Consider the following 25809-nt stretch of genomic DNA (forward strand, 5'->3'; position numbering starts at 1 on the left):
AAAAGAAGGGAAAATTGTGGCGGATCGCCTGGTCGTACGAGGTGCGCGGGAACACAACCTGCGGGGGGTCGATATCGACCTGCCGCGCAACAGCCTCGTGGTCTTCACCGGGCTCTCGGGTTCGGGTAAGTCGTCGCTGGCGTTCGACACCATCTTCGCGGAAGGTCAGCGACGCTACGTCGAATCGCTGTCTGCCTATGCTCGTCAGTTCCTCGGTCAGATGGACAAGCCGGACGTCGATTTCATCGAAGGTCTTTCGCCTGCGGTGTCCATCGATCAGAAGTCGACCAACCGCAATCCGCGCTCGACCGTCGGCACCATCACCGAGGTGTACGACTACCTGCGTCTGCTTTTCGCGCGCGCAGGCACGGCTCACTGCCCGGTGTGTGGGGAGAAGATCGCCAAGCAGACACCCCAGCAGATCGTGGACCAGGTGCTCGCGATGGAAGAGGGCATCAAGTTCCAGGTGCTCGCTCCCGTGGTCCGTACCCGCAAGGGCGAGTTCGTCGACTTGTTCGAGTCGTTGAACACTCAGGGTTACTCGCGAGTCCGCGTCGACGGCGTGGTGCACCAATTGACCGATCCCCCCAAGCTCAAGAAGCAGGAAAAGCACGACATCGAGGTGGTCGTCGACCGCCTCACGGTGAAAGCCAGTTCGAAGCAGCGGTTGACGGACTCGGTCGAAACGGCGCTACGCCTCGCCGACGGGATCGTCGTCCTGGATTTCGTCGACATCGACGAGAACTCGCCCGATCGCGAGCGTCGCTTTTCCGAGAAGCTGGCCTGCCCCAACGCGCATCCGCTGTCCATCGACGATCTCGAGCCCCGGTCGTTCTCGTTCAACTCGCCCTACGGTGCGTGTTCGGAGTGCCTCGGGCTGGGTGTGCGCAAAGAGGTCGATCCGGATCTGGTGGTACCGGACCCGGATCTGTCCCTGGCCGACGGCGCCATCGCGCCGTGGTCGATGGGGCAGACATCGGAGTACTTCGGCCGGCTGCTGTCCGGGTTGTCGGACGCGATGGGGTTCGACCTCGACGCGCCCTGGAGCAAGCTGCCCGCAAAAGTGAAGCGCGCTGTCCTGGAGGGCAGTGAGCATCAGGTTCACGTCAAGTACAAGAATCGGTACGGGCGTACCCGGTCGTACTACGCGGAGTTCGAAGGCGTCATGCCCTTCCTGCATCGCAGGCTGGAGCAGACCGAATCCGAGCAGATGAAGGAACGCTACGACGGGTACATGCGTGACGTCCCATGCCCGGCGTGCGGTGGAGATCGTCTTCGGCCGGAGATCCTCTCCGTCACCATCGAGGCGGGTGGATTCGGCGCGAAGTCCATCGCCGACGTCTGCCGTCTGTCGATCTCGGACACCGCCGACTTCCTGAACAGCCTCACCCTCGGAGCCAAGGAAGAGGCCATTGCAGGTCAGGTTCTCAGGGAGGTCCAGGCCAGGCTCGGGTTCCTGCTCGACGTAGGCCTCGAATACCTGTCGCTGTCCCGCGCAGCAGGTTCCCTCTCCGGCGGAGAGGCTCAGCGCATCAGGCTCGCCACGCAGATCGGATCCGGTCTCGTCGGCGTTCTGTACGTCCTCGACGAACCGTCGATCGGCCTGCATCAACGGGACAACCGTCGACTCATCGACACCCTCACTCGACTGCGAGATCTCGGGAACACCCTGATCGTCGTCGAGCACGACGAGGACACCATCCGTACGTCCGACTGGGTCGTCGACATCGGACCGCAGGCAGGCGAGCACGGCGGACGAGTTGTGCACAGCGGGTCCTACCAGGACCTGCTGAAGAACGAGGAGTCCCTGACGGGTGCCTACCTCGCAGGTCGCCTCGAGATCCCGCTGCCCGACCTCCGACGCGTGGTGGACAAGAAGCGCCAGGTCACCGTCGTCGGTGCTCGCGAGCACAACCTCAAGGGAATCGACGTCAGTTTCCCGCTCGGCGTGCTCACCTCGGTCACCGGTGTGTCGGGATCGGGAAAGTCGACGCTCGTGAACGACATCCTCGCGACGGTCATGGCGAACAAGCTCAACGGTGCTCGCCAGGTCCCGGGACGCCACACGCGAATCAACGGACTCGACCAACTGGACAAGTTGGTTCGCGTCGACCAGTCACCCATCGGACGTACGCCCCGCTCCAACGCAGCCACGTACACCGGTGTGTTCGACAAGATTCGTACGTTGTTCGCAGCCACCACCGAGGCGAAGGTGCGCGGTTACCAACCGGGCCGTTTCTCGTTCAACGTCAAGGGCGGTCGGTGCGAGGCATGCTCGGGAGACGGCACGCTGAAGATCGAGATGAACTTCCTTCCCGACGTGTACGTGCCGTGCGAGGTGTGCAACGGAGCTCGCTACAACCGCGAGACACTCGAAGTGCACTACAAGGGAAAGACCATCTCCGAGGTACTGGACATGCCGATCGAGGAGGCAGCCGATTTCTTCGAGCCCATCACGTCCATCCACCGTTACCTCAAGACCTTGGTCGAGGTCGGCCTCGGATACGTCCGGCTCGGTCAGCCCGCGACCACCCTGTCCGGTGGTGAAGCGCAGCGAGTGAAGCTGGCGTCAGAACTGCAGAAACGCTCCACCGGTCGGACCGTCTACATTCTCGACGAACCGACGACCGGCCTGCATTTCGAGGACATCCGCAAATTGCTCGGCGTCGTCAACGGACTGGTGGACAAAGGCAACACCGTCATCGTCATCGAGCACAATCTCGACGTCATCAAGGTGTCGGACTGGATCATCGACATGGGTCCGGAAGGCGGTTCCGGCGGAGGCACCGTCGTGGCCCAGGGCAACCCCGAAGAGGTCGCGGCAGTGCCGGAGAGCTACACCGGCAAGTTCCTGCAGGAGGCACTCACCCGCGAGCCCGTGAAGGACACCAAAAAGGCGCCGGTCAAGAAGCGGCGTCCACGCAAAGCCGCAGCCGTCTGACCTCTCCGACCGCCTCTGCACCGAACGTCACATTCGCTCCGGTTCCTCCCGCTCTTTCCGGAGCGAATGTGACGTTCAGTCACTTCAGGCGGGCTCAAGTGACCGAACGGCACGTTCGGTCCGACGGGGGAACGGGTGATCAGTACACCGGCCCCGTGTATTTCTCGCCGGGGCCCTTGCCGGGCTCGTCGGGGTAGGCGGAGTTTTCGCGGAAGGCTTTCTGCAGTGCCTGGAGTCCTTCGCGGATGGGGCCTGCGTGGGGTCCGAGGTATTCGACCGAGGAGGTGACGAGGCCTGCGAGGGCGGTGATGACTCGTCGGGCTTCGTCGAGGTCGAGGTGGGGGCTCGAGGAGGGGTCGGCTTCGGACAGTCCGAGCTTTTCGGCTGCGGAGCTCATCAGCATCACGGCGGCGCGGCTGATCACCTCGACGGCGGGGACGTCGGCGAGTTCGCGGACGTCCGGCTCGTCGGCATGTTCGGGGTTGCTCATGTCTACGAGGATGTCACGGCGACGGTGAGCAGCGTCCGCCAGCGCCGATTCGGCGAACAGCCTGGTCGGCTGGTACAGTTCTTCAACGACCGTCTTCGACGCGTTCTCCAGCTGGGGATTGTTACTCGAAGGCAGCAAGTGGAGCCCGACTCCCACCGGTTTTCAGCTCAGGTTGATTCCGGTCCGGTCACTCGGACAGGCGCCGTCGAGGCGCAGTTCCGAGCTTCCTCGCAAGAGGGGATGTGCATCGCGTGCGGTGTTCGTCCGACCGGTCGACTTCGGGCCCTGCTTCAGCGGAAATGCTGAGCAGGGTTTTTGCGTTGTACGGGTCAGTGCCGCAAGGCATGGACGTCCCGGCGGCGCCGTCGTCGTAGGACAAGCGGGCAGGCGGGCTGTGCCAGGCGGTCGGCTCGACCCCACATCGCACTACCTAGGAGGCCCCATCAGCACTGAGACTCGCATTAACGACAACATCCGTGTTCGCGAGGTTCGTCTAGTCGGACCGGGCGGTGAACAGGTTGGCATCGTGCGTGTTGAAGATGCACTCCGCTTGGCTCTCGAAGCCGATCTCGATCTCGTAGAAGTGGCTCCCGACGCTCGTCCGCCGGTCTGCAAGATCATGGACTACGGGAAGTTCAAGTACGAGGCAGCACAGAAGGCGCGTGAATCGCGCAAGAACCAGACTCTGACGGTGATCAAGGAGCAGAAGCTCCGCCCGAAGATCGACGCACACGACTACGAGACCAAGAAGCGCAACGTTGTTCGCTTCCTCGAAGCCGGGTCGAAGGTCAAGGTCACCATCATGTTCCGTGGACGTGAGCAGTCGCGTCCCGAGCTCGGCTTCCGACTGCTGCAGCGTCTAGGTGCAGATGTCGCCGATCTCGGTTTCGTGGAAACGTCCGCGAAGCAGGACGGACGCAACATGACGATGGTGCTTGCTCCCCACAAGGGTGCCAAGACTCGCGTCAAGGCGCAGGAGAGTGCGGCAGCTCCGCCGGCTCAGCGTGCAGCAGCTCCGGCTCCGGCCGCCGAGCCCGCACCTGCCGAGCCTGCAGCGGGAGATGCTCCGGCTGCGGCGACGCCGCCGAGCTCCTGAACCAAGCACGACCAGTTAGACGATCCGTGTCGGTTGAAACCGGCACGGATCGTGCCGAGCAAGACCGATAGAGCAACACAGAACTGAGGACTCCATGCCCAAGCAGAAGACCCACAGTGGCGCCAAGAAGCGATTCAAGGTGTCCGGCAGCGGCAAGATCCTGCGTCAGAAGGCCGGCCGTCGCCACCTGCTGGAGCACAAGCCGACCAAGGTGACCCGTCGTCTCGACGGCGTTGCAGTCGTCACGAAGGCCGACGAGCCGCGGATCAAGCGCCTGCTCGGCATCTGATCTGGACTTCGTAGTCGGCGAAGTCGGCCGGCGTCATCCCATACCATTCGGGGTTTTTGTGACAAGCCCCCAGATCGACAGGATTTACCAGTGGCACGCGTAAAAAGGGCGGTCAACGCCCAGAAGAAGCGCCGTTCGATTCTCGAAGCGTCCAAGGGCTACCGCGGACAGCGCTCACGTCTGTACACCAAGGCCAAGGAGCAGCAGCTCCACTCGCTCACCTACGCATACCGCGACCGCAAGGCTCGCAAGGGTGACTTCCGCAAGCTGTGGATCACGCGTATCAACGCTGCAGCTCGCGCCAACGACATCACCTACAACCGCTTCGTCCAGGGCCTGAAGGCTGCAGGCGTCGAGGTCGATCGCAAGATCCTCGCCGAGCTCGCTGTCTCGGATGCTGCTGCATTCGCTTCCTTGGTGGAGATCGCCAAGGCTGCACTGCCTGCCGACGTCAACGCCCCTGCCGGAGAAGCAGCCTGAGCAGGTTGACGCACGACGATCTCGATCCGAAACGACCCGTGGACACGCTCACCGAGCGAACGCCACGGGTCGTTTCGGCTGTGAAGCTCCTCCGCGCCGCCGAAAGAAAGAAGACGGGTCTCTTTCTCGCCGAGGGCACCAACTCCGTTGCGGAGGCGTTGCACGCCGGCGTCGCGCGAGAGGTGTTCTTTCGAGAAGACTCGGCAGACCGCAACGGTGTCGTGCTCGATCTCGCGCGTACGACGGGCGTTCCGGTCCATGCGATCACCGAACGCGCCGCCAAGGGCTTGTCGGACACGGTGACTCCGCCTGGTGTGGTCGCTGTGTGCCGCACCGTCGATGTGGATGTCCGAGTGGCTCTCGACGGAAACCCGCAGCTGGTGGCTGTTCCCGTGGAGGTGTCCGAACCGGGCAACGCCGGAACGGTCATACGGGTCGCCGACGCAGTAGGTGCGGACTCGGTGATTCTGCTCGGAGATGCGGTCGATCCGCACAACGGCAAGTGCGTTCGTGCGTCGGCAGGCAGTTTGTTTCATCTCCCGATCGCTCGCGAGCGATCGGTGGACGCCGGGCTCGACGCGTTGCGTGCGGCCGGCGTCACGATTCTCGCGACGGCAGCCGACGGTGATGTGGACCTCGACGATGCGGACGAAATCCTGAGCCGGCCGACGGCCTGGTTGTTCGGCAACGAGGCGCACGGGTTGGCGCCCGCAGTCACGGCTGCCGCTGATCATCGCGTCAGGATTCCGATTCACGGCCGAGCCGAAAGCCTGAACCTGGCGACGGCGGCGGCGATCTGCCTCTACGCCAGCGCGCGAGCTCACCGCAGGTCCGGGCATAAATGACTTTGTCGCTCGCCTAGAATCGTCCTCCAGGGACATCAATCCACACCACCAAGGAGTTGCAGCACTCGTGGCGAAGAAAGAAGCCGACAACGCCCAGCCGGTAGATCCGAGCGTGCTCGAGCCGGCTGCTCTCGATGCCGCCGCCGACGGGGCCGAGAAGGCTTTCACCGCTACTCGTGATCTGGACGAGTTGACGCAGGTGAAGATCGAGCACATCGGCAACCGGGCGCCGCTTGCGTTGGCGCAGCGTGCGCTCGGATCGATTCCGGGTGATCAGAAGGCTGATGCCGGTAAGCGGGTGAAGGTCGCTCGCGATCGCGTGCAGAAGGCGTTCGATGCCCGCCGCCAGGTGCTGCTTGCCGAGCGCGACGCCGCGATTCTCGTCGCCGAGACCATCGACGTGACGCTTCCGTCGACACGGTGCCCGGTGGGCGCTCGTCATCCGATCACGATCATCGCCGACCAGGTTGCCGATGTGTTCGTCGCGATGGGGTGGGAGGTCGAGGAGGGCCCGGAGGTCGAGACCGAGCATTTCAACTTCGACGCGTTGAACTTCTTGCCGGACCATCCGGCTCGGACCATGCAGGACACGTTCCACATCGCACCCGAGGGGTCGCGTCAGGTTCTTCGTACTCACACGTCGCCGGTTCAGGTGCGGTCGATGCTGTCGCGTGAGGTGCCGATCTACATCGTCTGCCCCGGGCGGACGTTCCGGACCGACGAACTGGACACAACGCATACCCCGGTGTTCCACCAGGTCGAGGGTCTTGCAATCGACAAGGGTCTGACGATGGCGAACCTACGCGGCACGCTCGACGCATTCGCTCGGGCGCTGTTCGGTGGGGAAACGCGTACTCGTATGCGGCCCAACTACTTTCCGTTCACCGAGCCGTCCGCCGAGGTCGACGTCTGGTTCCCGAAGAAGAAGGGTGGCCCGGGCTGGGTCGAATGGGGCGGCTGCGGAATGGTCAACCCGAAGGTGCTGCGGGCGAGTGGTATCGATCCAGAGGTGTACTCGGGTTTCGCCTTCGGTATGGGTCTGGAGCGAACGTTGCAGTTCCGCAACGACATTCCCGACATGCGAGACATCGTCGAGGGTGACATCCGTTTCACGATCCCCTTCGGCGTCGACGCCTGATCTCGAGAACTGCCCTTACCGAGTTTCGATCCGTAGAAAGAGCTGAGCAGACGTGCGAGTTCCACAATCCTGGCTGACCGAGGTTCTGCAGCGCACTGCGCCGCAGTGGAAGGTGACCCCCGAAGAACTCGACGAAGGCTTCGTTCGCGTCGGCTTCGAGGTCGAGGAGCTGGAGTCGCTGGACAATGTCACCGGACCGCTCGTGATCGGGCGTGTCTCGTCGATCGAGGAGTTGACGGAGTTCAAGAAGCCGATTCGGTTCTGCCATGTCGACGTCGGCGCCGAGGAATTGCAGGAAATCGTCTGCGGTGCAAGGAACTTCGCCGAAGGCGATCTCATCGTCGCAGCCCTGCCGGGAAGTGTGCTGCCCGGCGGATTCGCGATCGCGGCGCGCAAGACGTACGGCAAGACGTCCAACGGCATGATCTGCTCGACAGCTGAGCTGGGGTTGGGGCGGGACTCGTCGGGAATTCTGGTGTTGCCGGAAGGTACCGCGGTTCCCGGTGACGACGCCAAAGCTGTGCTGGGGCTCGACGACGCAGTGATCGAGTTGAACGTGACACCCGACCGCGGATACGCCTTCTCCGTCCGAGGGCTGGCTCGGGAGCTCGCGAGCAGCTTCGATCTGGAGTTCGCGGACCCCGCGGCAGGGCCGGTGCAGAACAACGAGGCCGACACGTGGCCCACGACGGTCGATGCCGATTCCGGGGCGACCCGATTCGCGCTACGCAAGGTCAGTGGCATCGACCCGAACGCCGCCACCCCGTGGTGGTTGCAGCGCAGGCTGTTACTGGCGGGGATCAGGCCCATCTCGGCGGCGGTGGACGTCACCAACTACGTGCTGCACGAGTTGGGCCAGCCGCTGCATGCGTTCGATGCGAACAAGCTCAGTGGCGACATCGTCGTCCGGCGCGCGAAGGCGGGGGAGAAGCTCACCACACTCGACGGTGTGGAGCGCACTCTCGACGTCGAGGATGTCGTGATCGCAGATGATTCGGGTGCGGTTTCTCTCGCAGGTGTCATGGGCGGCGCGTCGACGGAAGTCGACGACAACACTGTCGACGTGATCCTCGAGGCAGCGACGTTCGATCCTCTCGCGGTGTTTCGCACGGGTCGCAGGCACAAGTTGTCGAGTGAGGCGAGCAAGCGTTTCGAGCGCACCGTCGATTCGGCGTTGCCCGTGGCCGCGTTGGATCGTGCGGCACAGTTGCTCGTCGAGATCGCCGGAGGTCGTGTCGAGTCGGTGCTGACCGATATCGGCAAGCCGCACGTGTTCGATGCCGTCCGGATGGATCTCGATCTGCCGGATCGGGTCGCCGGGGTCGCGTACCCGAACGGGACGGCCGCTCGGCGTCTGACGCAGATCGGGTGTGACGTCGAGGTCGGTGTCAGCGACTCGGGCCACGGAGAACTCGTGGTGACTCCGCCGACGTGGCGGCCGGACCTGCAGCAACCCGCCGACCTCGTCGAGGAGGTCCTCCGTTTGGAGGGCCTGGAACAGATTCCGTCCGTTCTGCCGACAGCGCCGGCTGGGCGCGGTTTGACGGCCACCCAGAAGCGAAGGCGCGCCGTCGGCAAGTCGCTCGCGTTCGCCGGATACGTCGAGGTGCTGCCAACGGTGTTCCTACCGACCGGGGTGTTCGATAGGTGGGGTCTTCCCGCTGACGATGTTCGACGCCGGACCACCTCGGTGCTGAATCCGCTGGAAGCCGACCGTCCCGAGCTCGCGACCACGGTGTTGCCGGGCTTGCTGGAGATTCTGGCGCGCAACGTCAGCCGGGGTCAACGTGATCTGTCGTTGTTCGGGATCGCTCAGGTCGTCCGCCCCGGTGATCACACGGCCCCCGTCGACGCGCTCGCGGTTCACGAGCGTCCGACCGAGGAGGAGATCGCGCGCCTGCGTGGGTCGCTTCCGGACCAGCCGGTGTTCGTCGGTGCTGTGCTGACCGGCCAGCGCGATCCGTCGGGTCCGTGGGGACCGGGGCGCGCAGCCGATGCGTCCGACGCGTTCGCCGCAGCTCGGATAATCGCTGCTGCTGCGGGTGTGGAGTTGGAGTTCCGTGCGGCGCAGTACCTTCCGTGGCATCCCGGTCGCTGCGCCGAACTGCTTGTCGACGGCAGCGTCGTCGGGTACGCGGGCGAGCTGCATCCGGCGGTTCTCGAGCGGGCGGAACTGCCGGCGCGCACGTGCGCTGTCGAGTTGAATCTCGATGCGCTCCCGATCGTCGAGTCTCTTCCGGCCCCGATCGTGTCGCCGTTTCCTGCGGTACTTCAGGACGTTGCTGTGGTCGTCGAGCGATCGGTTCCAGCGGCCGATGTCGAAGCTGCGCTGTACACAGGCGCGGGTGAACTTCTCGAGAGCATCAGATTGTTCGACGTGTTCGAAGGTGAGCAGGTCGGTGCGAACAAGAAGTCTCTGGCATTCGCGTTGGTGTTCCGCGGCAGCGACGGAACACTGACCGAGGCGCAGGCCACCGAGGCACGCGATGCGGCGGTGGCGGCTGCGAAGGACGCCGTCGGGGCCGAACTGCGAGGCTGAGTGTCGCCGAGTCCGTAGCCTGGTGTCGTACGACTTTCCTACTGCTCAGGAGGAAGTATGACCACGGACGATCGAACCGACGTCGCAGTACTGCGCGAGGTGCTCGCCGCGGTGGGCGGGCGCAGCGCACTCGCACCCGTCCGCGCGGCGGCGTCGGCTCTGCTGGCGGAACTGGATACGGCGAACGCGGATCCGTCGACGGTTCCGCCCGGTGACATTCCCGATGTGGACGTCCCGCACACGACCAAGCCTCACATCGATCAGCCGCTGGGAGATCCGCAGGAGTCGAGTCCGCGGAACGACCCGACAACTCCCGGTCATTCTCCGCTGGGCGGGACACCGACGGAAATTCCTCGACAGGGCATCCTCGACGCCGAGTTGGTGGACGACAGCGCGATCGACGGCGCAATCGGCGGGGGAGTGAGTTCTGGTTTCTCCAACCATGATTCGCCGACGGGTTTCACCGACCAGGGTGTGCCGACGTGGGACAGCGTTCGGGACAAGGTCGAGGGCCGTGCGACGACGGCGTTGGGTCGTGAGGAGTTGGATCACGGGACGCCTGCGGGTCGCACGCTCGACGAGCAGTGGAACGAGCGTGAGGCCGCGGGTCGGAAGAAGCTCGACGAAATCCGACGGTCGATGAAGGACGGATGATCGACCCGGTCGTGAATGAGCTTGCATGGTGATGCATAATCATCGTATGAACGATCGGAATGGTGCGCCCCTGCGGATTGCCGTCGCGGGCGCCAGTGGATACGCAGGCGGCGAGATTCTGCGACTGTTGCTCGGTCATCCGGGCGTGCAGTCGGGACGAATCGTCATCGGATCTCTCACCGCGGGTGGCAATGCGGGCGCCTCGCTGGGCGAGTTCCACCCGCACCTGCTGCCCCTCGCGGACCGCGTTCTCGGTGAGACCACGCTGTCCGAACTGGAAGGACACGAGGTCGTCTTCCTGGGATTGCCGCACGGCAAGTCCGCGGAGATCGCGCAACAACTCCCAGAGTCCGTCGTGATCATCGACTGTGGCGCCGATTTCCGGTTGTCCGACGCCTCCGCGTGGGAGAAGTACTACAAGTCGCCTCACGCGGGTACGTGGCCCTACGGGTTGCCCGAGCTCCCCGGCCATCGAGAGAAGCTGATCGGAGCTACCCGGATCGCAGTTCCCGGGTGCTATCCGACGGTGTCGAGTCTTGCGCTCGCCCCTGCGGTTGCAGCGGGGATCGTGGAGCCGCGGGTGAACGTGGTGGCCGTCAGCGGTTCGTCGGGTGCCGGCCGTGCGCCCAAGGCGGATCTGCTCGGTTCCGAGGTGATGGGGTCGGTGCGGGCGTACGGCATTGCAGGGGCGCATCGGCACAACCCGGAGATCGTGCAGAACCTGTCGGCGCTGTCGCCGGAGCCGGTGTCCGTGTCGTTCACGCCCGTCCTGGCACCGATGCCGCGTGGCATTCTGGCCACGTGCACCGCGCGGACCACAGCGACCGAGGCGCAGGCCGTCGAGGTGTACGAGAAGGCTTATGCAGCAGAACCGTTCGTCCATGTGCTGTCATCGGGACGATTGCCGCAGACGGGTGCGGTGATCGGGTCCAACGCGGTGCAGCTGAGTGTGTCGGTCGACGCCGACGCCGGATTGCTCGTTGTCATCGCTGCCATCGACAACTTGACCAAGGGGACGGCAGGCGCTGCGGTCCAATCCATGAACCTCGCTCTCGGACTGCCCGAGACCGACGGACTTTCGACCGTAGGAGTCGCACCGTGAGCAGTTCGACCGAAGCGACGGCGCTTCAGGGCAAGCTCGTCCGGAACCAGGGTGTCACTGCACCTGCTGGATTCAAGGGTGCAGGTATCGCGGCGGGCATCAAAGCCAGCGGGAAGTCCGACCTGGCGCTGGTGTTCAACGAAGGGCCCGATACGGCTGCGGCGGGTGTCTTCACGCGAAACAAGGTCAAGGCCGCACCGGTGCTGTGGTCTCAGCAGGTGCTGACCGCGGGCAAGCTCCGTGCGGTGATTCTCAACTCCGGTGGGGCCAATGCTTGCACCGGTGCGGGCGGGTTCCAGGACACGCATCGAACGGCGGAAGAGGTCGCCTCGGCGTTGAGCAATTGGGGCACCGAGACGGGTGCCGGCGAAGTTGCTGTGTGTTCGACGGGTCTGATCGGCGATCGGTTGCCGATGGACAAGTTGATTCCCGGTGTCACCGAAGTGGTGCACGAGTTGGCGGGCGGCATTTCGGGCGGAACGGATGCCGCGTACGCGATCATGACCACCGACACGGTTCCGAAGCAGGCTGCCTTCCATCATGTCGACAAGTGGAACGTCGGCGGAATGGCCAAGGGCGCGGGCATGCTTGCTCCTTCGTTGGCGACGATGCTCAGCGTGGTCACCACCGACGCCGTCGCATCGGCCGAGCAGTTGGACACCGCGCTGCGGAACGCGACACGATTGTCCTACGATCGCCTCGATGTCGACGGGGCCACGTCCACCAACGACACGGTTCTGCTGCTTGCGTCGGGAGCCAGCGGTGTCTCTCCGAGCCAGGACGAGCTGAACGCCGCGGTACTGGCGGTGTGTGACGATCTGGCCGATCAGTTGATGGCGGATGCCGAAGGTGTCACGAAGCGGGTGAAGGTCACGGTCTCCGGGGCTGCGTCGGAGGACGACGCTTTGGTCGGTGCGCGCACGGTGGCACGGGACAGCCTGGTCAAGACGGCTCTCTTCGGATCCGATCCCAACTGGGGCCGGGTGCTCGCAGCAGTCGGTATCGCCCCGATCGAGCTGGACCCGAACCGTATTGCAGTGTCGTTCAACGGGAGTCCGGTCTGCGTCGACGGTGTCGGAGCTCCGGGTGCCCGTGAGGTCGACCTGTCCGGAGAGGACATCGAAGTTCGGATCGATCTCGGTGTCGGCGAGTCCGTCGTCACGATTCGCACGACCGATCTTTCCCACGGGTACGTCGAAGAGAACTCGGCGTACTCGTCATGACCGAACTCGATCTGACGGCGTCGCAGAAGGCGCACACGCTGGCCGGTGCCTTGCCGTGGCTGCAGAAGTTCAACGACAAGATCGTCGTCGTCAAATACGGCGGGAACGCGATGATCGACGAGGGACTCAAGCGCGCCTTCGCCGAGGACATGGTCTTTCTCCGAACCGTCGGATTGCATCCTGTGGTGGTGCACGGCGGTGGGCCTCAGATCAACGCGATGCTGGCCAGGCTGGGTATGACCGGAGAATTCCGTGGTGGATTCCGCGTCACGACGCCCGAGGTGATGGACATCGTCCGGATGGTTCTGTTCGGCCAGGTCGGACGCGAGCTCGTCGGGCTGATCAACAGTCACGGGCCGTACGCCGTGGGGATCTCCGGTGAGGATGCCCACCTGTTCACGGCATCCAAGCGTTCGGTGATGGTCGACGGTTCGCCGACCGACATCGGCCTCGTCGGCGACGTCACTTCGGTGAATCCCGACGCGGTCCTCGATCTCATTGCGGCAGGCAGGATTCCGGTGGTGTCGACCATCGCTCCCGACGCCGAGGGCGTGGTGCACAACATCAACGCCGACACCGCTGCCGCTGCGCTTGCCGAGGCGATCGGTGCGGAGAAGCTCGTAGTACTCACCGATGTCGAAGGGCTGTACACGAATTGGCCGGATCGGTCGTCGTTGACGTCGGAGATCGACGTGGATTCTCTGACTGCTCTGCTGCCCTCGCTCGACGCGGGGATGGTGCCGAAGATGGAGGCGTGCCTACGAGCGGTCCAGGGTGGTGTGCCGTCTGCACACGTCATCGACGGTAGGGTTCCGCATTCGGTTCTGGTGGAACTGTTCACAGGCGAAGGGATCGGCACGATGGTGTCGGCGCCGGAACTATCAGGAGAGCATTCATGACCGAGCACACCACGACCGTCGACCTCCAAGCGCGGTGGTCGAATTCGTTGATGGACAATTACGGTGTGCCACGCGTTGCTCTGGTGCGCGGTGAGGGCGCCGTTGTGACCGACGCCGACGGTAAGCAGTACCTCGACCTGCTCGCCGGTATCGCCGTCAACATTCTCGGCCATGCACATCCCGCTGTGATCGACGCGGTCACGACCCAGCTGTCGACGCTCGGGCACACCTCGAACCTGTATGCGACCGAGCCGGGTATCGCGCTCGCCGAGCAGCTGCTGTCCCATCTGGGTGCGAGCGTGCACGGACGCGTGTTCCTGTGCAATTCCGGTACCGAGGCCAACGAAGCAGCGTTCAAGATTGCGCGGTTGACCGGTCGGCCCAAGATCATTGCCGCCGAGAAGGCGTTCCACGGGCGAACGATGGGTGCGCTCGCCTTGACGGGTCAGCCGGACAAGCGCGTGCCGTTCGAGCCGATGCCCGCGGGCGTGGAGCACGTGCCGTACGGAGATGTCGCCGCACTGGAGGCTGCCGTTGATTCGGACACTGCGGCAGTCTTCCTGGAACCGATCATGGGCGAGGGCGGTGTCGTGGTGCCGCCGGAGGGCTATCTGCTCGCCGCACGGGAGATCACGGCGCGGCACGGAGCTCTGCTGATCCTCGACGAGGTGCAGACGGGCATCGGGCGGACCGGATGGTTCTACGCGCATCAGGCCGTCGGTATCGTCCCCGATGTCATCACGTTGGCGAAGGGGCTCGGCGGGGGACTGCCGATCGGTGCGTGCATCGGAATCGGCGAGGCAGCCGCCCTGCTTCATCCGGGCAAGCACGGCACCACGTTCGGTGGAAATCCGGTGTGCGCGTCGGCCGCGCTGGCGGTGCTTCGGACTCTCGCCGAGGACGACCTGGTGTCTCACGCCGACAGGCTGGGCAAGGTCATCACACACTCCATCGAGGAGCTGCACCATCCGCTGATCGACCACGTTCGCGGATCCGGTCTCCTCCTGGGCGTCGTACTGTCGAAGGCCGTCGCAGCCAAAGCCGAATCCGCTGCCCGCGATGCAGGCTTCCTGATCAATGCCGCCCAGCCCGACGTTCTGCGCTTGGCCCCGCCCTTGGTTCTCACAGAGGAACAGGCGGCGTCGTTCGTCGCGGCATTGCCCACAATTCTCGACACTGCCGACGAAACGGATTGACATGGCACTGAAGAACTTCCTCAAGGACGACGATCTCACGCCGCAGGAGCAGGCCGAGGTGTTGGCGCTCGCAGCAGAACTCAAGCGCGCACCGTTCTCCACGCGGCCGTTGGAGGGACCGCAGGGCGTCGGCGTCATCTTCGAGAAGAACTCCACCCGCACCCGCTTCTCCTTCGAGATCGGAATCGCGCAACTCGGCGGGCATGCCGTGGTGGTCGACGGGCAGAGCACTCAGCTCGGACGTGAGGAGACGCTGCAGGACACCGGCCGGGTGCTGTCGCGGTACGTGGAGGCAATCGTGTGGCGCACGTTCGGGCAGAAACGACTCGAACAGATGGCCACCGGAGCGACGGTGCCGATCGTGAATGCTCTGTCCAACGAGTTCCATCCGTGCCAGGTCCTCGCCGATCTGCAGACTCTGGCGGAGCGGAAGGGCGAGCTGAAGGGACTGAAACTCGCGTACTTCGGTGACGGTGCCAACAACATGGCTCATTCGCTGTTGCTCGGTGGTGTCACCGCGGGTATCGACGTGACCATCGCTGCGCCTCGTGAATTCGCGCCGCTGCCCGCTGTGGTCGAGGCGTCTCGTGCGCGCGCCGAGATCACCGGTGCACGTATCACTCTCACCGAGGACCCGTACGAAGCCGCGGAGGGCGCCGACGCCCTCGTCACCGACACGTGGACGTCGATGGGTCAGGAGAACGACGGTCTCGACCGCGTCGCACCGTTCAGGCCGTACCGGATCGACGCCGAGCTGCTGTCCAAAGCCAAGTCCGATGCCGTTGTGTTGCACTGTCTTCCCGCGCATCGCGGCGAGGAGATCGCCGACGAGGTGCTCGACGGCCCGCAGAGCGTGGTGTGGGACGAGGCCGAGAACCGTTTGCACGCACAGAAGGCGCTGCTGGTCTGGCTGCTCGAGCAGGCACGACGACCGTGAGCGAGGAAGCGTCGTCGGTTCCGTTGACTGCCTCGACGCGGGCGGGGAGGCAGGCGCGCATCGTTGCGCTGCTGTCGAACCATCAGGTCCGCAGTCAGCCGGAACTCGCGACGCTGTTGGCGTCGGAAGGCATCGACGTCACTCAGGCGACGTTGTCGCGGGACCTCGACGAGTTGGGCGCGGTGAAGCTGCGTGCCGCGGACGGTGGCGTCGGCGTGTACGTGGTGCCCGAGGACGGTAACCCGGTCCGAGGCGTGTCCGGGGGTACCGACAGGCTGACCAGGTTGCTCGGTGAACTGCTCGTGTCGACCGATTCGAGCGGCAACCAAGCGGTATTGCGCACACCTCCCGGCGCAGCGGGGTATCTGGCCAGTGCGCTCGACCGGGCGTCGCTTCGCGAAATCGTCGGCACGGTCGCCGGAGACGACACCATCTTCGTGATTGCCCGAGAACCCGTTACCGGCAGCGAGCTTGCCGACAAGATCGAGAAACTGGCGCGACGTGCCGAATGATCCGAACGATGTGGAAAGCAGAACTGTGAGCGAACAGCACGGAACCAACGAAGGATCGCTGTGGGGCGGACGGTTCGCGTCCGGTCCGGCCGAGGCGATGGCGGCACTGAGCAAGTCGACGCACTTCGACTGGGTGTTGGCCCCGTACGACATTCGGGCGTCGATGGCACACGCACGTGTGTTGAACGGTGCGGGATTGTTGACGGCGGCGGACCTCGAGACGATGCTCGACGGTTTGTCTCGGTTGGCCGAGGACGTCGCCTCCGGTGAGTTCGCTGCCGCAGAGTCCGACGAAGATGTCCACGGAGCGCTCGAACGGGGCCTGATCGACAGGGTCGGTCCCGAGGTCGGAGGGAGGCTTCGGGCCGGACGCTCGCGCAACGACCAGGTGGCGACTCTGTTCAGGATGTGGCTGCGCGACGCTGTCCGTCGGGTCTCGGCAGGCGTCCTCGACGTCGTCGACGCGTTGGCCACGCAGGCTGCTGCGCACCCGGCTGCGGTCATGCCGGGCAAGACGCATTCGCAGGCCGCGCAACCGGTGCTGCTGGCCCATCATCTCCTGGCGCACACCCATCCTCTGTTGCGTGACGTCCAGAGGTTCCAGGATTTCGATCGCCGAGCCGCGGTGTCGCCGTACGGTTCGGGGGCCTTGGCGGGCTCGTCGCTGGGCCTGAGCCCGGAGAAGATCGCAGCCGAGCTGGGCTTCGATTCGTCGGCCGAGAATTCGATAGACGCGACCTCCTCACGTGACTTCGCGGCGGAAGCGTCGTTCGTGCTTGCGATGACCGCGGTCGATCTGTCGCGTCTCGCGGAGGAGATCGTGTCGTGGAGTACCCCGGAGTACGGCTACGTGACGCTCGCCGACGCGTGGTCGACGGGCAGCTCGATCATGCCGCAGAAGAAGAACCCCGACGTCGCGGAATTGACGCGCGGCAAGACGGGTCGTCTCATCGGTAACCTCACCGGACTGCTGGCGACTCTGAAGGCACAGCCGTTGGCCTACAACCGGGATCTGCAGGAGGACAAGGAGCCGGTCTTCGATTCGGTGGCGCAGCTGGAACTGTTGCTGCCCGCTCTCGCCGGATTGGTCGGGACACTGGAGTTCCATGTGGATCGGTTGGCCGAGCTCGCGCCCGCAGGCTTCACGTTGGCGACGGACATCGCCGAGTGGATGGTGAGACAGGGTGTTCCGTTCCGGGTGGCGCACGAGGCGGCCGGAGCGTGCGTTCGTGTTGCGGAGGGGCGCGGCGTCGGGTTGGAGGAGTTGACCGACGAGGAGTTGTCGTCGATCGATCCGTCGTTGACGCCGGCGGTTCGCGAGGTCCTGACCGTCGAGGGTTCCATTTCGTCGCGAGATTCTCGGGGCGGCACGGCTGCTGTGCAGGTGGCGAGCCAGCTCGGTGGTGTGCGGTCGACTGCGGAGAAGGCTCGCGCGTGGCTCGCCGACGGAATTCCTGCTCGCTGACAGAGAAATAAATCAGGCGCGCCGGATTCGAAGGGGTTCGGTGTGAGAAGCTTCTGACGGGTCGGTGAGTGGCCGGTTCGAGCGGGGACAAGCGTCGAACGCAGGAGTGTGTTGTGGTGGGACTGAACGCAGACGCGATCCGCGGGCCGTTGCGGCGTGCGGTGGCGACTGCACAGAACGGCCTCGAAGTGATCCGTCTCGGCGGTCTGGAGACCGAGGTCGATCCGTCGCCGTTCAAGGTCGTCGATCGTGAGCCGATGTACCGGCTCCGTCGGTATTTCGCCGACGATGCCGACGAGGGTTCGAAGCCTCCGGTCGTGCTGGTACCGCCGATGATGGTGTCGGCCGATGTGTACGACGTGACGACCGAGAACGGCGCTGCCGGCATTCTTCACGACATGGGCCTCGATCCGTGGGTGGTGGACTTCGGTTCGCCCGATACGGAGGAAGGCGGGTGGAGCCGGACTCTGGCGGATCATGTCGTCGCCATCAGCGAGGTGGTGGACAAGGTCCACACGATCACCGGCCGCGATGTTCACCTCGGCGGGTACTCGCAGGGCGGGATGTTCTGTTACCAGGCTGCGGCGTACCGGAGTGGCCGAAATCTGGCGAGTCTCATCACGTTCGGGGCGCCGGTGGACACGTTGGCGGCGTTGCCGTTGGGGATTCCAGCCGGTGTGGCGACCAAGGGTGCCGAGTTTCTCGCGGACCACGTGTTCACTCGAATGGACGTCTCCGGGTGGATGGCTCGGACCGGATTTCAACTGTTGGATCCGGCGAAGACGGTGCGGTCTCGACTCGACTTCCTGCGACAGCTGCACGACCGCGATGCATTGTTGCCTCGCGAGCCGCAGAGGCGTTTTCTGGCGATGGACGGCTGGGTTGCGTGGTCCGGCCCGGCTGTGGCCGAGCTGTTGAAGCAGTTCGTGGTGCACAACCGCATGATGACGGGCGGATTCGTCATCAAGGATCGGTTGCTGACGCTGTCCGAGTTGTCGGTTCCGGTTCTCGCGTTCGTCGGCGAGGTCGACGACATCGGCCAGCCGTTGGCGGTGCGCGGCATCAAGCGTGCGGCGCCACGTGCGGAGATCTTCGAAAGCACTTTGCGTGCCGGTCACTTCGGGTTGGTGGTCGGCACCACCGCCGCGGCGCAGACGTGGCCTACGACGGGCGAGTGGATACGGTGGCGGGAAGGGCTGGGGGAGCAGCCATCCGACGTGCACGAGATGGTGTACGACGAACATCCCGATTCCGAAAGCGGTGTGTCGGTCAGCAATCGAATCATTCATACGGCCGCGTCCATCGCGGAGGTGGGTGTCGGAGTGGGCCGCGGGCTCGCGGCAGCGGCGACGGGAGCTGTGAGAGGTACCCGCGAGATATCGTCGGAGGCTGTGCGCACGTTGCCACGATTGGCACGTCTCGGTCAGATGCAGGCGCATTCGACAGTGTCGTTGGGCAGGCTCATCGCTGATCAGGGACGTCGGTCTCCGGCGGGTGAGTGCTTCCTGTTCGACGATCGCGTCCATACGTACGAGGCCGTCAACGTCCGCATCGACAACGTCGTGAAGGGCCTTGTCGTCTCCGGCATCCGGCCGTCGGCGCGCATCGGTGTGCTGATGGAGACCCGTCCGAGCGCGCTGGCGGCCGTGGCCGCGTTGTCCAGAATCGGCGCTGTAGCTGTTCTGCTTCCTCCGGGCGGCAACCTCGAGAGTGCCCTGCGAGCGGTGGACGTCGATACCGTCGTCACCGACCCGGAGAACCTGAAGTCTGCGACGACTGTCGCCGCCAACGTTCTCGTTCTGGGCGGCGGCGATGCTCGTCAGCTGGACGTACCGAGCGGGGCAGATGTCACCGACCTCGAAGCTGTCGATCCGGATTCGGTGAGGTTGCCCGCGTGGTTCGAGCCCAATCCGGGCCGTGCGAGGGAACTGGCGATGGTGTTGTTCACGGCGACCGATCGGGGTCTCGAGCCTCGCTACATCACCAACCACAGGTGGGCGCTGTCGGCGTACGGCACCGCTACCGCGGCCGGGTTGAGTTCCGGAGACACGGTGTATTGCCTTGCCCCTCTTCACCATTCGGCGGGATTGTTGGTGAGTGTCGGTGGTGCGCTCGCCGGGGGGTCGCGTATTGCCCTGTCTCGGGGTCTCGACCCGGTTCGGTTCTCCGGTGAGGTTTCCCGCTATGGAGTGACCGTCATCAGCTACACCTGGGCGATGATGCAGAGCATCCTCGACGACGATCATCTCGATCTCGACCTCCGGCATGCGGTCCGCTTGTTCATCGGATCGGGAATGCCTGTCGGGCTGTGGAAACGAACGATGGAGCGTTTCTCGCCCGCTCGTGTTCTCGAGTTCTATGCCTCCACCGAGAACGACATCATCCTGGCCAACGTGGGTGGTTCGAAGATCGGATCGAAGGGGCGCCCGTTGCCGGGAAGCGCACGGGTGGCTCTGGCTGCCTACGACCCCATCACCGGGAGATTGGAGGAGGACGACAACGGTTTCGTTCGACTGTGCAAGGACGGCGAGGTCGGTTTGCTCCTCGGGCGTCCGAGCAACGAGGGCGAGGTCACCAGTCCTTTGATGCGGGGCGTGTTCGAGCCCGGTGATTCGTGGATTCCCACCGAGAACCTGTTTCGACGGGATTCCGACGGGGATTTCTGGCTGGTGGACCGCAAGGACACCGTCGTGAAGACACCTCGCGGTCCGGTGTTCACGCAGCCCATCATCGATGCGTTCGGGGAGATTCCGCAGGTTCGATCCGTCGTCGTCTACGGGGTGGACATCGGTGGCAGTGCCGATTCGTCCCGGCGACTCGACCATGCCGACGAGGTCGCGATCTGCGGCATTTCGGTGCGGAAGGACAGCACGGTGCCGGGTAAGGCGATCACCGACGCCATGGGCGTGCTGCTGCCGAGTCAGCGCCCGGACATCGTTCATCTCGTCGATGCGATTCCGCTGGGACGGGCGTATCGGCCACGCGAAACCGAGCTACGAAAGTCTCGTATCCCGACGCCGAGTGCTCGGACCTGGTATTACGACGAGGAATCCAGTACCTACAAGCGGTTGACCAAAGCGATTGCGGCGCAACGTTTCGGCACCGACAGTGTGGCCGACGTCGGAACGGACTGAGCTCTGCTACGTGCGGTGGGTAAGGTTTGCGGACGATCCCCGTGCAAATCGGTGACAGACGAAAGTGAGAAATCGGTGGCAATCGATCAGACACTGCTGAGCATCCTCGCGTGCCCTGTCGACAAGGGCCCGCTGTTGCTGGTGGAGGACGAGCTGCTCTACAACCCGCGGTTGCGTCGGGCATATCCGATCGAGAACGGTATTCCGGTCCTGCTCGTCGACGACGCGAGGGATGTGGACGACGCCGAGCACGAGTCGATTCTGGCTCGCGCTCAATCCTGATCGTCAGGGGACGAAGTCTGGCAGTTCACCGGTGAGATAGTGCTGCAACGTCTGTGCTGTCAGCGCCACGACGCGGTGCGCGGGCATCGAGGCGAGCGGTTCGATGCTCAGGATGTGGCGGGTGAGCAGCAGACCGGACATCTGGGAGGCAACGAGCGCGACTCGCAGAGGGCCCGACCCGACGGGTTCGTCGACTCTGTGTGCGATGTCCTCGAGCACGATGTGCATCAGAAAGGTCTTGATCAGGCCTACGTCGGCGCCTGCGATCAGCGAACGAAACGTGGCGACGACGGCCTGGCCGTTCTCGAAGTCCCAGACGGCAAGAATCGCAGTGAGCAGCGCCTCACCGAGCCGATCGGTGTCGGCGGCCAGGACTGGACGAAGTACTACCGTCGGATCGGTCGGCAGGGCGATCGACGCTACGAAGAGGTCTCGCTTGGTCCCGAAGTAGTGATGCACGAGGGCGGAGTCGACGCCGGCGTCCGCGGCGATCGATCGGATCGATGTCTTGTCGAAACCTGTAGCGGCGAAACGTGTTCGAGCTACTCTCAGTATCTCCTCGCGCGTGTCCGGTCGGCCCGGTCGTCGTCCCGTCCGTGCTCGGCCGGTCATGGTGTCCGCCGCCGTAGAGTTGCTGCTGCAGCACACAACGCGGCGACCGTGAAGGCGAGAACGACGGCGACATCGGTGAAGAATTGCCCGGTGACGCTGGGGGCGGTGGAGATCTGGCTCAGCGCGTCGACTGCGTAACTGAGCGGCATGACGTTGCTGACGGCGTGCAGCCAGTCCGGCATCTGATTTCGGGGGACGAGTAGTCCGCACAGGAAAAGTTGCGGCACGACCACGACCGGCATGAACTGCACGGCCTGGAATTCGGTGCGAGCGAACGCGCTGCACAGCAGTCCGATCGCGACACCGAGAACGGCGCCGAGCACCGCGATCAGCAGCACCCAGGCGGGTGACCCTTCGGTGGAGAGTCCGAGCGCTCCGAACACGACCGCACAGGCCAGAAGCGACTGGAGTATCGCAGCCAACGAGAATGCCGTGGCGTATCCGGCCAGCAGATCCAGCTTGGACATCGGTGTCGTGAGGAGTCGTTCCAGCGTCCCGGAGCTGCGTTCGCGCTGCATGGCGATCGAGGTGATCAGAAACATCACCACGAACGGCAAGATCCCGAGCATGCTGACGGCGACGCGATCGAACAGCGGGGGAGCGCCCGGTGCGGTAGGAAAATCCTGGTAGAGGAAGTACAGCAGAACCATGAGCAGAGAGGGGACGAGGAGGATCATCGCGACGGTTCGGTGATCGGCCCGGAGCTGACGCAGAATCCGGGTGGTTCCGGCTGCGTAGATGTGCAGGTTCATCGGACACCGCTCTCGGTGGTGCGAATGAGGGTCAGGAACGCGTGTTCGAGGCTCGATTCTCCCGTGCGTTGCAACAGTGCCTGAGGTGCGAGTTGTGCAAGTACCGAACCGTCGCGCATCAGGACCAGTTCGGAGCAGTGCTCGGCCTCTTCCATGACGTGGCTCGACACCAGCAGCGTCGCCCCCGAGCCGACGATGTCCTCGAATCGTGACCACAGTTCGGCTCGCAGTACGGGATCGAGTCCGACGGTGGGTTCGTCCAACACGAGCACTTCGGGCTCGGCGACAAGCGCGCTGGCCAGGGACACGCGGCCGAGTTGCCCACCGGACAGATTTCCCGCCGGCGACGACGCATGCTCACCCAGACCCACGGAATCGATTGCAGACGAGACCGATCGGGAATCGCGTCCGTACAGCGCGGCGAAGTAGGCCACGTTGTCGCGGACCGAGAGGTCGCGGTAGACACTCGGGGCCTGGGTCACGTAGCCGACTTTGCTGCGCAGTGCTTTCGAGCCTGCCGGTTTGCCCAGCACGGTGACCGTTCCCGACTCGACCACCTGAGTACCGACGATCGCTCTCATCAGAGTTGTCTTGCCGCATCCGGACGGGCCGAGCAGGCCGGTGATTCGGCCGGCGGGGATGGACATGGTCACCGCGTCGAGAACTGTGCGTTTCCCCCGTCGGACGACGAGGTTTTCGACGACGACTGCTGGATCGGATCCGATCGTCATGGTGTCCTCCATAATTCATCGATTGATGAAATCATCGTGTGATGAATTCAAGACCTCGAGGCGGTCGACGTCAAGACCGAGAACCGTCAGGGAAAGATCAGCCGGTGTGAACGCTGAGGATCTGAACTGCCATCCCGTCGAGGCCGCCCGGAAGCTGCTCGGCGTCGAGCTTCGGGTGGAGGACGTATGCGTGCGAGTCGTCGAAGTAGAGGCATACGGAGGCCCCGAAGGGGGACCGTGGCCGGATTCCGCTGCTCACTCCTATCGCGGTCCGACTCCGCGTAACCGCGTGATGTTCGGCCCGGCGGGCAGGTTGTACGTCTACTCGAGTTACGGAATGCATTTGTGCATGAACGTCACCTGCGGTCCCGACGGTGAAGCCGCCGCAGTGTTGCTGCGAGCCGCCGAGCTGGTGGACGGTGAAGCGGCGGTGCGGCGCCGGAGAGGCGACCGAGTTGCGGCCAGGAAGCTGGTCAGTGGGCCCGGCAACCTGGGGCAGGCCATAGGCGCCCAGCTCTCGGACAACGGAATGGACCTGTTCGACGGGTCGTCGAGGATCGTTCTCGACGCAGGCCGGGCCGCGTGTCCGACCGACATCGCCGAAGGCCCGCGGGTGGGGGTCAGCAAGGCTGCCGACAGGCCGTGGAGGTTCTGGATCCCGCGCTCCGACGCGGTGTCGGCGTATCGCCGGAGCCCGCGGGCGCCGGCGTCCTGACCGAGCCCGACGAGGGCGAGGTTCCTGTTCGACGTCGGATGCGGAAAGATCGGAGGCGTGAGCGAGAACATCATCGACGAATTGACCTGGCGCGGATTGATCGCGCAGTCCACCGACGTGGACGAACTGAAGAAGGCGACGTCCGACGGGCCGATCACTCTTTATGCGGGCTTCGACCCGACCGGTCCCAGCCTTCACGCAGGCCACCTCGTTCCGCTGTTGGCGCTCAAGCGTTTTCAACGTGCAGGCCACCGGCCGATTGTCCTGGCAGGCGGTGCCACCGGACTGATCGGCGATCCTCGTGATGTGGGGGAGCGGGTCATGAACTCGTCCGACACCGTCCGGGATTGGGCCGACCGTATTCGCGGCCAGCTCGAGCGATTCGTCGAGTTCGACGACGGCACTACGGGTGCGATCGTCGAGAACAACCTGAACTGGACCGGTCCGCTGTCGGCGATCGATTTCCTGCGTGACGTCGGCAAGCATTTCTCGGTGAACGTGATGCTTGCGCGGGACACGGTGAAAACGCGTCTGGAGGCCGACGGGATGTCGTACACCGAGTTCAGCTACATGCTTCTTCAGGCGAACGACTACGTCCAACTGCGTCGCACGCACGGGTGCACGCTGCAGATCGGCGGTTCGGATCAGTGGGGCAACATCATCGCAGGCGTCGAACTCAACCGACGCAAGGACGGTGAGTCGGTCCACGCGCTGACGGTGCCTCTGGTCACGTCGGCGGACGGAAAGAAGTTCGGAAAGTCCACCGGTGGCGGGAGCCTGTGGCTCGACCCGGAAATGACCAGCCCGTACGCCTGGTACCAGTACTTCGTGAACACCGGCGATGCCGATGTCGTCAAGTACCTCCGTTGGTTCACCTTCCTCGATCAGGCCGAACTCGACCAGCTCGACGAAGCGACGCGTGAACGTCCGCATGCGCGGGAGGCTCAGAAGCGTCTGGCGGCCGAGATGACGACATTGGTGCACGGAGAAGAGAACACGCGTGCAGTAGAGCTGGCCAGCCAGGCTCTGTTCGGCCGCGCCGAACTTGCCGATCTCGACGAGTCGACGTTGGCAGCCGCACTCGGTGAGACACCGGTAGCCGACCTCGCGGCGGGTGAGCCGTCGACGATCGTCGACTTGCTCGTCGCAACCGGTCTCTCCGAGAGCAAGGGCGCAGCACGTCGCGCAGTGAAGGAGGGCGGTGCTTCGGTCAACAACCAGAAAATCGCCGACGAGGAGTGGACGCCGTCGCCCGAGGATCTGCTGCACGGTCGTTGGCTGGTCGTACGTCGCGGAAAGCGGAATTTCGCAGGCGTGCGCGTAGCCTCCTAGCGATACGGCGCCGAGGTGGTGCGAGTCACATAGGTGTGATTCGGGAACGTGGTGGGTAGTCGATATCCCTGCACGCGTCACCACCTCGGCGTTTGTCGTTCGGATTTTCGGCGACCTGGGGATTTGACGCACAGTTTCTCGTGCCGTAACTTTTGTCGAGTCAGAGCGACACGGACACCGACCAGGGCCTACGCGGTCCCGGACACGAGGTTGGACGTCGGAGCCTGACGGAACATGAAATTCCAGTTCTACCCACCAAGAGTCGGAGCTTGCTTCCGAGACCAAGCTGGGATAGGCTGGAGAAGTTGCCCCAAACACCCTGAAGTTACGGTTTCTTGGTTGTTCGGTGTGTGCGTGTTCTTTGAGAACTCAACAGTGTGTCGATGAATGTCAGTGCCGAATGTTTTTGGTGCTCATGCCTTTTGGGGTGTGGGTGTGACATCTT

Annotated in this window: 23 protein-coding genes; 19 read left to right on the forward strand and 4 right to left on the reverse strand. The window is 64.3% G+C overall.

Going from position 1 to position 25809, the window contains the following annotated elements; genetic code table 11:
• Positions 1-16: 16 nt before the first annotated feature.
• A complete protein-coding gene (gene uvrA, locus CH293_RS22320) occupies positions 17-2941 on the forward strand; it encodes an excinuclease ABC subunit UvrA (protein ID WP_094721536.1) in 2925 nt (974 codons plus the stop codon).
• Positions 2942-3080: 139 nt separating this feature from the next.
• Here uvrA and CH293_RS22325 read toward each other — a convergent pair whose 3' ends face one another.
• Positions 3081-3431: a DUF1844 domain-containing protein gene (locus CH293_RS22325; protein ID WP_026347894.1), complete on the reverse strand. Its 351-nt coding sequence runs from the start codon at positions 3429-3431 to the stop codon at positions 3081-3083.
• Between the two features lie 394 nt (positions 3432-3825).
• On the opposite strand from CH293_RS22325, the gene infC reads away from it, so the two are divergent.
• From infC to CH293_RS22405, 16 genes are all read left to right on the forward strand, one after another.
• Positions 3826-4527 (forward strand): translation initiation factor IF-3, encoded by a 702-nt coding sequence (gene infC / locus CH293_RS22330; RefSeq protein ID WP_020112045.1) that lies wholly within the window; start codon positions 3826-3828, stop codon positions 4525-4527.
• 94 nt (positions 4528-4621) lie between these two features.
• Positions 4622-4816 carry a 50S ribosomal protein L35 gene (rpmI, locus tag CH293_RS22335; RefSeq protein WP_037107772.1) on the forward strand — a complete coding sequence of 65 codons (195 nt, stop codon included), beginning with the start codon at positions 4622-4624 and terminating at the stop codon, positions 4814-4816.
• Positions 4817-4906: 90 nt separating this feature from the next.
• Positions 4907-5296: a 50S ribosomal protein L20 gene (rplT, locus tag CH293_RS22340; RefSeq protein WP_019665808.1), complete on the forward strand. Its 390-nt coding sequence runs from the start codon at positions 4907-4909 to the stop codon at positions 5294-5296.
• 38 nt (positions 5297-5334) lie between these two features.
• On the forward strand, positions 5335-6141 hold the full coding sequence (locus CH293_RS22345) for an RNA methyltransferase (RefSeq protein ID WP_037107775.1): 807 nt from the start codon (positions 5335-5337) through the stop codon (positions 6139-6141).
• 67 nt (positions 6142-6208) lie between these two features.
• Positions 6209-7279: a phenylalanine--tRNA ligase subunit alpha gene (pheS, locus tag CH293_RS22350; protein ID WP_094721523.1), complete on the forward strand. Its 1071-nt coding sequence runs from the start codon at positions 6209-6211 to the stop codon at positions 7277-7279.
• A 52-nt stretch (positions 7280-7331) separates the two neighbouring features.
• Positions 7332-9818: a phenylalanine--tRNA ligase subunit beta gene (gene pheT, locus CH293_RS22355; RefSeq protein ID WP_094721524.1), complete on the forward strand. Its 2487-nt coding sequence runs from the start codon at positions 7332-7334 to the stop codon at positions 9816-9818.
• Between the two features lie 57 nt (positions 9819-9875).
• Positions 9876-10472, forward strand: a complete 597-nt coding sequence (locus CH293_RS22360; protein WP_094721525.1) for a hypothetical protein — start codon at positions 9876-9878, stop codon at positions 10470-10472.
• 46 nt (positions 10473-10518) lie between these two features.
• Positions 10519-11574: an N-acetyl-gamma-glutamyl-phosphate reductase gene (gene argC / locus CH293_RS22365; RefSeq protein WP_037107843.1), complete on the forward strand. Its 1056-nt coding sequence runs from the start codon at positions 10519-10521 to the stop codon at positions 11572-11574.
• Positions 11571-12797 carry a bifunctional glutamate N-acetyltransferase/amino-acid acetyltransferase ArgJ gene (argJ, locus tag CH293_RS22370; protein ID WP_037107787.1) on the forward strand — a complete coding sequence of 409 codons (1227 nt, stop codon included), beginning with the start codon at positions 11571-11573 and terminating at the stop codon, positions 12795-12797. The genes argC and argJ overlap by 4 nt, the downstream gene beginning before the upstream one ends.
• Positions 12794-13696: an acetylglutamate kinase gene (argB, locus tag CH293_RS22375; protein ID WP_037107791.1), complete on the forward strand. Its 903-nt coding sequence runs from the start codon at positions 12794-12796 to the stop codon at positions 13694-13696. The genes argJ and argB overlap by 4 nt, the downstream gene beginning before the upstream one ends.
• The gene (locus tag CH293_RS22380) at positions 13693-14892 is read left to right on the forward strand and encodes an acetylornithine transaminase (RefSeq protein WP_037107794.1); all 1200 of its coding nucleotides are present in this window, start codon (positions 13693-13695) and stop codon (positions 14890-14892) included. Before argB ends, CH293_RS22380 begins: the two co-directional genes overlap by 4 nt.
• Position 14893: 1 nt before the next feature.
• Positions 14894-15829: an ornithine carbamoyltransferase gene (gene argF, locus CH293_RS22385; RefSeq protein ID WP_094721526.1), complete on the forward strand. Its 936-nt coding sequence runs from the start codon at positions 14894-14896 to the stop codon at positions 15827-15829.
• Positions 15826-16341, forward strand: a complete 516-nt coding sequence (locus tag CH293_RS22390) for an arginine repressor (protein ID WP_037107800.1) — start codon at positions 15826-15828, stop codon at positions 16339-16341. The genes argF and CH293_RS22390 overlap by 4 nt, the downstream gene beginning before the upstream one ends.
• 25 nt (positions 16342-16366) lie before the next feature.
• On the forward strand, positions 16367-17806 hold the full coding sequence (gene argH, locus CH293_RS22395; RefSeq protein ID WP_027498866.1) for an argininosuccinate lyase: 1440 nt from the start codon (positions 16367-16369) through the stop codon (positions 17804-17806).
• Between the two features lie 113 nt (positions 17807-17919).
• A complete protein-coding gene (locus tag CH293_RS22400; protein ID WP_037107802.1) occupies positions 17920-20940 on the forward strand; it encodes an AMP-binding protein in 3021 nt (1006 codons plus the stop codon).
• A 75-nt stretch (positions 20941-21015) separates the two neighbouring features.
• Positions 21016-21222, forward strand: coding sequence for a Trm112 family protein (locus CH293_RS22405; protein ID WP_037107852.1), 207 nt, complete (start codon positions 21016-21018; stop codon positions 21220-21222).
• A 3-nt stretch (positions 21223-21225) separates the two neighbouring features.
• On the opposite strand, the gene CH293_RS22410 is transcribed toward CH293_RS22405, so the two are convergent.
• From CH293_RS22410 to CH293_RS22420, 3 genes are read right to left on the reverse strand one after another with little or no spacing between them, the layout of a single operon-like run.
• On the reverse strand, positions 21226-21834 hold the full coding sequence (locus tag CH293_RS22410) for a TetR family transcriptional regulator (RefSeq protein WP_176460088.1): 609 nt from the start codon (positions 21832-21834) through the stop codon (positions 21226-21228).
• The gene (locus CH293_RS22415; RefSeq protein ID WP_037107808.1) at positions 21831-22586 is read right to left on the reverse strand and encodes an ABC transporter permease; all 756 of its coding nucleotides are present in this window, start codon (positions 22584-22586) and stop codon (positions 21831-21833) included. Before CH293_RS22415 ends, CH293_RS22410 begins: the two co-directional genes overlap by 4 nt.
• Positions 22583-23329: an ABC transporter ATP-binding protein gene (locus CH293_RS22420; protein WP_037107811.1), complete on the reverse strand. Its 747-nt coding sequence runs from the start codon at positions 23327-23329 to the stop codon at positions 22583-22585. Before CH293_RS22420 ends, CH293_RS22415 begins: the two co-directional genes overlap by 4 nt.
• A 13-nt stretch (positions 23330-23342) precedes the next feature.
• Between CH293_RS22420 and CH293_RS22425 the strand changes: the two genes are divergently transcribed.
• Both CH293_RS22425 and tyrS read left to right on the forward strand, forming a co-directional pair.
• Positions 23343-24032 carry a DNA-3-methyladenine glycosylase gene (locus tag CH293_RS22425; protein ID WP_080732910.1) on the forward strand — a complete coding sequence of 230 codons (690 nt, stop codon included), beginning with the start codon at positions 23343-23345 and terminating at the stop codon, positions 24030-24032.
• A 57-nt stretch (positions 24033-24089) separates the two neighbouring features.
• Positions 24090-25364, forward strand: coding sequence for a tyrosine--tRNA ligase (gene tyrS, locus CH293_RS22430; protein ID WP_037107817.1), 1275 nt, complete (start codon positions 24090-24092; stop codon positions 25362-25364).
• Positions 25365-25809: the final 445 nt, after the last annotated feature.

The sequence above is a fragment of the Rhodococcus sp. 14-2470-1b genome (assembly GCF_002259415.1).
In the GTDB taxonomy this organism is placed as follows: Bacteria; Actinomycetota; Actinomycetes; order Mycobacteriales; family Mycobacteriaceae; genus Rhodococcoides.